This is a genomic window from Aeromonas sp. R1-1 (assembly GCF_040908495.1).
In the GTDB taxonomy this organism is placed as follows: domain Bacteria; phylum Pseudomonadota; class Gammaproteobacteria; order Enterobacterales; family Aeromonadaceae; genus Aeromonas; species Aeromonas veronii.
This window is the reverse complement of sequence record NZ_JBFODV010000209.1, coordinates 1-7191: the sequence shown is the minus strand read 5'-3', so window position 1 is coordinate 7191 and position 7191 is coordinate 1. Positions and strand designations below refer to the sequence as shown.

Genomic DNA, 7191 nt, shown 5'->3' with positions numbered 1-7191 from the left:
ATCAATACGATGCGGGCGATCTTGCCCTTTAGTTCCGGGTGAGCCGCCAGCAGCAGGGCGATATTGGTGAGCGGGCCGGTCGGCACCAGGGTCACAGGTTCTAGGCTCTCGCGCAGACATTTGGCCATCAATTCAAGCCCAGTCATGGCCTGTGGCGCAAAGGCGGGATCCGGCAACTTGGGGCCATCGAGGCCCGATTCGCCATGGACGTTATCGGCGATGATAAGCTCCCGGGCCAGCGGTTTCGGCGCCCCTGCCGCCACCGGAATATCGTCACACCCCAGCAAGGTGAGGATGCGCAGGGCATTGTTGAGGGTCTTGTCCGGCGTCTGGTTGCCCGCGCTGGTGGTAACTGCCAATACGTCAAGTTCTGGGCTGGCCAGCGCCAGAATGAGGGAGATGGCGTCGTCGTGGCCGGGATCACAATCGAGAATAACGGGCAGTGCCATGGAGAGACTCCTTACAACATCAAAGGGAGCCCTACCTTAGCAAGCTCGCAGCGGCTGAACTCGGGAGGGGGTCACAAAACGGTTCCTGATTTTTTTCAATCAGTTACCTTCGCACTGTCACGGCCAGCCAGCAGCAGGCCGCAATGAGGGAATGGTGTGGCGAGCGCATCCGCTACGCCGATTCGCGCCTTACCCGCCACTTGGGTATGATGGCCCCCCGTTTTCTGCCCGTGCCCCCTATGTCTGTTATCGTCGACATCTTTATCGCCCCGCCCTGCGAGGCTGCCATCGAGATCCTGTTCGAAGATGAGCACCTGCTGCTCATCAACAAGCCGAGCGGCCTGCTGAGCCTCTCGGGCAAAAATCCGCAGAATCTCGACTCTGTTCATTATCGACTGGTGCAGGATTTCCCCGGCTGCACCCTGGTGCATCGCCTCGATTTTGGCACCTCAGGCATCATGGTGGTGGCCAGAAACAAGGCCATCAATGCCCTGCTCTGCCAGCAGTTCAGTCAGCGGGCGGTGAGCAAGGCCTACAGCGCCCTGCTCTGCGGTCATCTGATTGACGACGAAGGAGTTATCGACGCCCCCATCGCCAAGGATCCGGCCCTCTTTCCGCTGATGAATATTTGCGCCGCCAGCGGCAAACCCGCCCGCTCCCGCTATCAGGTGATTGAGCGGCTGGCGCAGCAGATGCAGGGGCAGACCGTGCCTTTGACCCGGGTACGACTGGTGCCGGAGACCGGCCGCACCCATCAGCTGCGCATCCACAGTCAGCTGCTGGGCCACCCCATCCTCGGCTGCGATCTCTATGGCGGCCTGCTGCAACCCGGCTGCGAACAGGCACCGCGGCTGATGCTGCATGCCAGCGAGCTGGATTTTACTCATCCGGTGAGCGGAGATCCGATGCAGATCCACTGTGCAGCGCCTTTTTAGGAGCAATCAGTAGAGGTCGTCAGTAGATGGCAATAGACGCGAGTGCGGCGGGAATAGAGAAAGGGGTGACGGGAGAGGAAAAGCGGTAAACGGCGGATAAAGATAGGGGCCGTGCTTTCGCAACGGCCCCCACCCCCCACTCTTTGTGGTGCTATCAGATCAGCTTGCGGGCAGCGCCCAGTACGATCTTGATGGCATCAGATTCGGTCTTCGCCATGGTCTCGGCGTTCGGGATCTCTTGCTGGGTACGGTTGACGATAACGCCAGCCACCATACCGGCACGCAGGCCCTGGCTGGAGCACATGGTCAGCAGGGTTGCGGACTCCATCTCATAGTTCAGCACGCCCATGGCTTGCCACTCTTTCATGGAACCCTGGAAACGGCTCACTACGCGGCCGGAAACTGTGTCGTAACGCTCCTGACCCGGGTAGAAGGTGTCAGAGGAGGCAGTCACACCGATGTGCAGCTTGGAACCCAGCTCTTTGGCGGTGTTGACCAGCGCGGTGGTGCAGTCGAAGTCGGCCACGGCCGGGAACTCCATCGGCGCGAAGTGCAGGCTGGCACCGTCGAGGCGCACGGAACCGGTGGTCACGATCACGTCACCCACGTTCAGGTGCGGCTGGATGGCGCCGGTGGTGCCGATGCGCAGGAAGGTGCTGATACCCAGCTGGGCCAGCTCTTCTACCGCGATGGAGGTGGACGGGCCACCGATACCGGTAGAGCAGATGATCACAGCCTTGCCGTCCATCTCGCCGCGCCAGGTAGTGAATTCACGATGGCTGGCCAGGTGCACCGGGTTGTCCAACAACTCTGCGATACGCTTCACGCGCTCGGGGTCACCGGGGACGATCGCCAGGGTGGCGCCTTGCAGATCCGCTTTCTTCAAACCCAAGTGAAATACATCAGACATAGTGGACTCCTGGTTGCCCCCTGCCAGCATGGTCAGGGCACAAGTTAAGATGATTCTTTATGATACTTTCAAGCCTTTACCCCCCTCTTCGGGGAGGCGCCAACTATGGTCGAAAGCGCTTTCCAATTCCTTGAAGCGCCTCACACTTCCACGCATTGACAGTGACAAACATTGCGCAAAACGTTTGCTAACTCAATGAAATAATTGACAAACGTTTTTCTGCAAATCGAGTTGGATGCGGGAAAGTCAAGCCTGGTTCAACGCTTAATTAACGACTCGTGATCGACCCCGTAAAGTTGTAAACAAGATGCTTTTGTATCCCTTTCTAGATGGTAGCCTAGCGCTCAACTACCACTTAATGGCTAACTATAGGAAGTCCATCATGGCTACATTCAAGTTCTATATTCCTGCAATCAACCTGATGGGTGCCGGCTGTCTGCAAGAGGCTGCCGCCGATATCAAGGGTTACGGCTACCGCAAGGCGCTGATCGTCACCGACAAAATTCTCAACCAGATCGGTGTGGTCGCCAAGCTCACCACCCTGTTGGCTGAACATGGCATTGAAAGCGCTGTTTTCGATGAGACCAAACCCAACCCCACCACCAGCAACGTCGAAGCGGGTCTGGCGATGATCAAGGCCAACGGCTGCGACTGCGTCATCTCGCTGGGTGGCGGCTCGCCCCACGACTGTGCCAAGGGCATCGCGCTGGTTGCCGCCAACGGTGGCAACATCAAGGATTACGAAGGGGTGGATCGCTCCGCCAAGCCGCAACTGCCGCTTATCGCCATCAACACCACTGCCGGTACCGCCTCCGAGATGACCCGCTTCTGCATCATCACCGACGAAGCGCGCCACGTGAAAATGGCCATCATCGACAAGCACGTTACCCCGCTGATGTCAGTCAACGACCCCGAGCTGATGCTGGCCAAGCCGGCCGGTCTGACCGCAGCCACCGGTATGGATGCCCTGACCCATGCCATCGAGGCCTATGTTTCCACCATCGCCACCCCGGTAACCGATGCCAGCGCCGTGATGGCCATCGAGCTGATTGCCAAGCACCTGCGCACCGCCGTTCACCACGGCGATGACCTGCATGCCCGCGAGCAGATGGCATACGCCCAGTTCCTGGCCGGCATGGCCTTCAACAACGCAAGCCTCGGCTATGTGCACGCCATGGCCCACCAGCTGGGCGGTTTCTACGACCTGCCCCACGGTGTCTGCAACGCCGTGCTGCTGCCCCACGTTCAGGCGTTCAACGCCCAGGTGAGCGCCGCTCGTCTGAAGGATGTCGCCCGCTACATGGGTGTTGACGTGAGCGCCATGAACGACGAGCAGGGCGCCGCCGCTGCCATTGCTGCCATCAAGCAGCTGGCGCTGGATGTGAAGATCCCGGCCGGTCTGGAGCAGCTCGGCGTCAAGGCCGATGACTTCGATACCCTGGCCAGCAACGCCCTGAAAGATGCCTGCGGCTTCACCAACCCGAAACAGGCGAGCCACGAAGAGATCGTCGCCATCTTCCGCGCGGCGATGTGACGGCTGCCGGATTGCCAGAAAGGGTCGCAGTGCGGCCCTTTTTATTGGCTGATGGCTCAATGGCTTTTTACTTCCGTGGAGGGAGTCGGTATGATTTGCCGAGCCAAAAAGACTGTATGGATGATCTGAACTCGATATGCGGATGAAACACCTGATTGCCGCGGCTTTGACCGCCCTCACCCTCTCCGGTTGCAGCCTGGTCTATCGTATCGATATTCCCCAGGGCAACTATGTGGAACAAAAACAGGTCGACAAACTGCGCCAGGGGATGACCCGCGAGCAGGTCAGCTATGTGCTGGGGACCCCCATGCTGCGTGACGGCTTTGACCCCAACACCTGGTACTACCTCTATGAATTCCAGCCGGGCCACGGCGACAAGGAGCGCAAAGAGCTCACTGTCACCTTCGCCAACGACAGGCTGACCACAGTGACGGGAGACTTCCCGCTGCCAGCAGCCTTCAATACCCCGCTCTGATATCCCGCAAAACCGGCCTCGCGCCGGTTTTGTTTTATCCTGCCCCGCGTAATTCATCCTGCCCGACAACACTGCGTCATTTCTCCCCATTGCAGCTGCCCGCAAATTGCCTGATGCTGATGAGCAGCCACCATGGCATCGACACCATCGAATGACACAGGGAGAATCCCCATGAGCCGGATCCTGATTGCCGGAGCCAGCGGCCTGATCGGTCGCGAACTGGTGCAGCAACTGCCTGCCGAACATGAACTGACCCTGCTCTGTCGCCAGCCGGGCAAGGAGGCGCACCACTGGCTGCCGGTCAATTTTGATGATCTGGCCAGCGTCACCCTCTCCCGCCCGGTGGATATCGCCTTCTGTGCCCTCGGCACCACCCGCAAGGAGGCGGGCTCTGCCGAGGCGTTTCGCCGGGTCGATCTCGACTATGTGGTCGCCTTTGCTGATCTGGCCCGCCGTCACGGTTGTCAGCGGCTGATCGTGGTCTCGAGCATGGGAGCCAACACAAGTTCCCCGGCTCTCTATCCGCGTACCAAGGGAGAGATGGAGCAGGCCCTGCTGGCCCAATCCTGGCCACGGCTCGCCATCGTGCGGCCCGCCATGCTGCTCGGGGATCGCCAGCCACCGCGCCTCTCCGAGCAGATCTTTCAGAGCATCTACCCGCTGTTTCGGCCGCTGCTGGTGGGCAGGCTCGCCCGCTGGCGCGCCATCGAGGCCCGTCAGGTGGCCCGCGCCATGATCGCCCTCTCGAAACTGCCCGCCGGGTGCGAGATTGTCGAGAACGAGCAACTGCTGGCCCTCTGAACCCGGCCTTTTCCACCGCTTTCGCATTCAGTCGTGAAAACAGAAGGGCAAGCCAATTGGCTTGCCCTTTGTTTATCTGTTGGCGTGATACACCCCAACCACCTCTTGCCACCATTGACCGCGCTCGGCAGTCAGGGCAACCGCCATCAACCGCGAATATGGTCGATAAAGGCGTCGATCTGCTCGCGAGTGCAGGCGGGGTTCATAAAGACCGCCTTCTCCCCTGCGATGTAGGAGTATTTGCCCCGTGCGTCATAGTCGGAATGGGCCACCGCCTCCACCCAGTTGGTGTAGAGCCCCACCTTGCCGCGCCCCTTGAACAGGCTGCGGTGGTAGTCAGTGTTACGCTGCAAACGCGCCTTGTAGGCAGGGTCGCTGGAGCGGGCCAGCTCGAAGGCGAACTCGGCCTCCGGATCGCTCACCCACTCGGGGTTGTAGATCTTGAAGCCGATGCTCGGCCCCTGATTCTCCTGCGCCACCAGCTTGACGTTGCCCAGCTGGCTTAACCGGAAGCGGAAATAATTGGCATTTTGCAGGCAGTGGGCCAGCACGGTGCGATATCCCTCGACCCCCATATAGCTGAGCGCCGCATAGGCACCGAACAGACCACTCGCGCCACGGGAGCACTCGATGGTGGATTGCAGGTGGGTCTGGCCCTGAATGTCCCGCTCGAAGTAGGAGAAGTTCTCCGGGTCATTCTCCATCGCCTTGAGGTCATCCTGCTCTTTAATCATCACCAGACTGGAGGTGTAGGGCACATAGCCCCACTTCTGGAAGTCGACGGTAAAGGAGTCGGCATATTTGAGCTCGGCAAAGCGCGCCACGTTGCGCTCGATCCCCGCCAGAGTGGCGCTGTTGATGGCGAGCGGGTTGGCGGCAAAGTCGTAATCCAGGAAGAAGATCATCGACCAGCCGATAGCCGCATCGACGTGGATGTGAGGTTTGACCGCCACCTCAAACTGCTCGCAGAGGCGATTGCGCAGCTCGAACACGGGTTTCACCTGATCCACCCCGAAGGTGTCGGTGGTGCCCATGGTGAGCATGATGGTGGGCACCACGTGTTTCAGGGCAAAACAGGCGGTCAGGGTGTGCTCGAGGTGGTCGAGATCGATGTCGTTGTTCTCGCCGACCTGAATGCGGATAGTCTTGTTCTCGATGTCCACCCCGAGCAGGGAGAGGTTGGTGATGTTGGAGTAGTGACCGCCCTGGGAGTTGATGATGCGGTAATCCTGATAGTGGCCTAGCCCCTTGTGCTTGGCCTCGGGCAAGGTTTTGCGAATGCCGAGCAGGTAGCCATAGAGGTTACAGAAGGTCCCCCCCTGGGTGAAGATGCCGGTAGCCCGCTCGGGGTCATAGCCTGCCAGCAGCGCAATCTGGCGCACCACCTTCTTCTCCAGCTCCTCGGCCACCCCGGCGTATTCGGAGTAGACCAGATTGGGGTTGGCAAGAATGCCCAGCTGGGCGCCGTAGATGGCGGGATCTGCCGACATGGTGATGACGTTCTCGACACTGGAGGGGTTCTCCCAATCCTTCGACAGCGCGGCGGCAAACAACAGCTCGGCCATCGGCTCGCCCGGAGTGCGCATGGTGGCGGGCACCGGCATGGTCTCGCAGAGATCGGCCAGGCGGGCGCGGCCATCAGGCCAGGCGTTCAGGCGGGCATCGGGGGCCAGGCCACGGGCCCGAAATTCGTTGAGGGTGGCAAATCCGGGTTCGCGAAAAACCGGCCAGAGATCGGGATTGCGCGAGAAAAAGTTGGCTTTGACGGTGGCGAAACGGGCGGAGAAATCGGGGTGGACGGCATTGACGCTTTCGTCTTGCAGATAAACTAAGTCACTCATTTTTATACCATTAGTACAGCAAATGTGCGGCCGTTATACCCCTGTACCAGCGGGGCCGACAGTGACAATATCTAATGGCCTACCCTACTTTTTGTCATGTATCAGCCATCACAAGGGCTGGCAAAAAGGCGCCTTTGAGGCGCCTCTTTATATTTCGTGATCTTGCTCCCATCCTGGCTGACAGCGCCCTCACTACCGGACCGCCACCAGTACAGCGCTCCCCTCAACGCAGGGAGGCCAACAGCC

7 protein-coding genes are annotated in these 7191 nt (G+C 59.9%); 4 read left to right on the top strand and 3 right to left on the bottom strand.

The features are described from left to right. The coding region (locus AB5Y92_RS13675; RefSeq protein WP_368226976.1) for a nucleoside hydrolase at nucleotides 1–449 on the bottom strand (449 nt) is incomplete at its 3' end. A gap of 239 nt (nucleotides 450–688) precedes the next feature. Between AB5Y92_RS13675 and AB5Y92_RS13670 the strand changes: the two genes are divergently transcribed. Next, on the top strand, nucleotides 689–1384 hold the full coding sequence (locus AB5Y92_RS13670) for an RluA family pseudouridine synthase (protein ID WP_368226977.1): 696 nt from the start codon (nucleotides 689–691) through the stop codon (nucleotides 1382–1384). A gap of 154 nt (nucleotides 1385–1538) precedes the next feature. Here the strand turns inward: AB5Y92_RS13670 and udp are convergent, their stop codons facing one another. Continuing rightward, the gene (gene udp, locus AB5Y92_RS13665) at nucleotides 1539–2294 is read right to left on the bottom strand and encodes a uridine phosphorylase (protein WP_325793698.1); all 756 of its coding nucleotides are present in this window, start codon (nucleotides 2292–2294) and stop codon (nucleotides 1539–1541) included. Nucleotides 2295–2676: 382 nt separating this feature from the next. Between udp and yiaY the strand changes: the two genes are divergently transcribed. The 3 genes from yiaY to AB5Y92_RS13650 all read left to right on the top strand — a co-directional run bounded on the left by yiaY (nucleotide 2677) and on the right by AB5Y92_RS13650 (nucleotide 5104). Further along, complete coding sequence (gene yiaY, locus AB5Y92_RS13660) at nucleotides 2677–3828, top strand: L-threonine dehydrogenase (RefSeq protein ID WP_064341491.1); 1152 nt, start codon at nucleotides 2677–2679, stop codon at nucleotides 3826–3828. A 136-nt stretch (nucleotides 3829–3964) separates the two neighbouring features. Further along, entirely contained in the window at nucleotides 3965–4303 is a 339-nt protein-coding gene (gene bamE / locus AB5Y92_RS13655) for an outer membrane protein assembly factor BamE (protein WP_005337980.1), read from the top strand. 171 nt (nucleotides 4304–4474) lie between these two features. Beyond that, complete coding sequence (locus AB5Y92_RS13650; protein WP_368226975.1) at nucleotides 4475–5104, top strand: NAD(P)H-binding protein; 630 nt, start codon at nucleotides 4475–4477, stop codon at nucleotides 5102–5104. A 146-nt stretch (nucleotides 5105–5250) separates the two neighbouring features. Here the strand turns inward: AB5Y92_RS13650 and AB5Y92_RS13645 are convergent, their stop codons facing one another. Beyond that, on the bottom strand, nucleotides 5251–6945 hold the full coding sequence (locus AB5Y92_RS13645) for an aspartate aminotransferase family protein (RefSeq protein ID WP_368226974.1): 1695 nt from the start codon (nucleotides 6943–6945) through the stop codon (nucleotides 5251–5253). Between the last annotated feature and the right edge of the window lie 246 nt (nucleotides 6946–7191).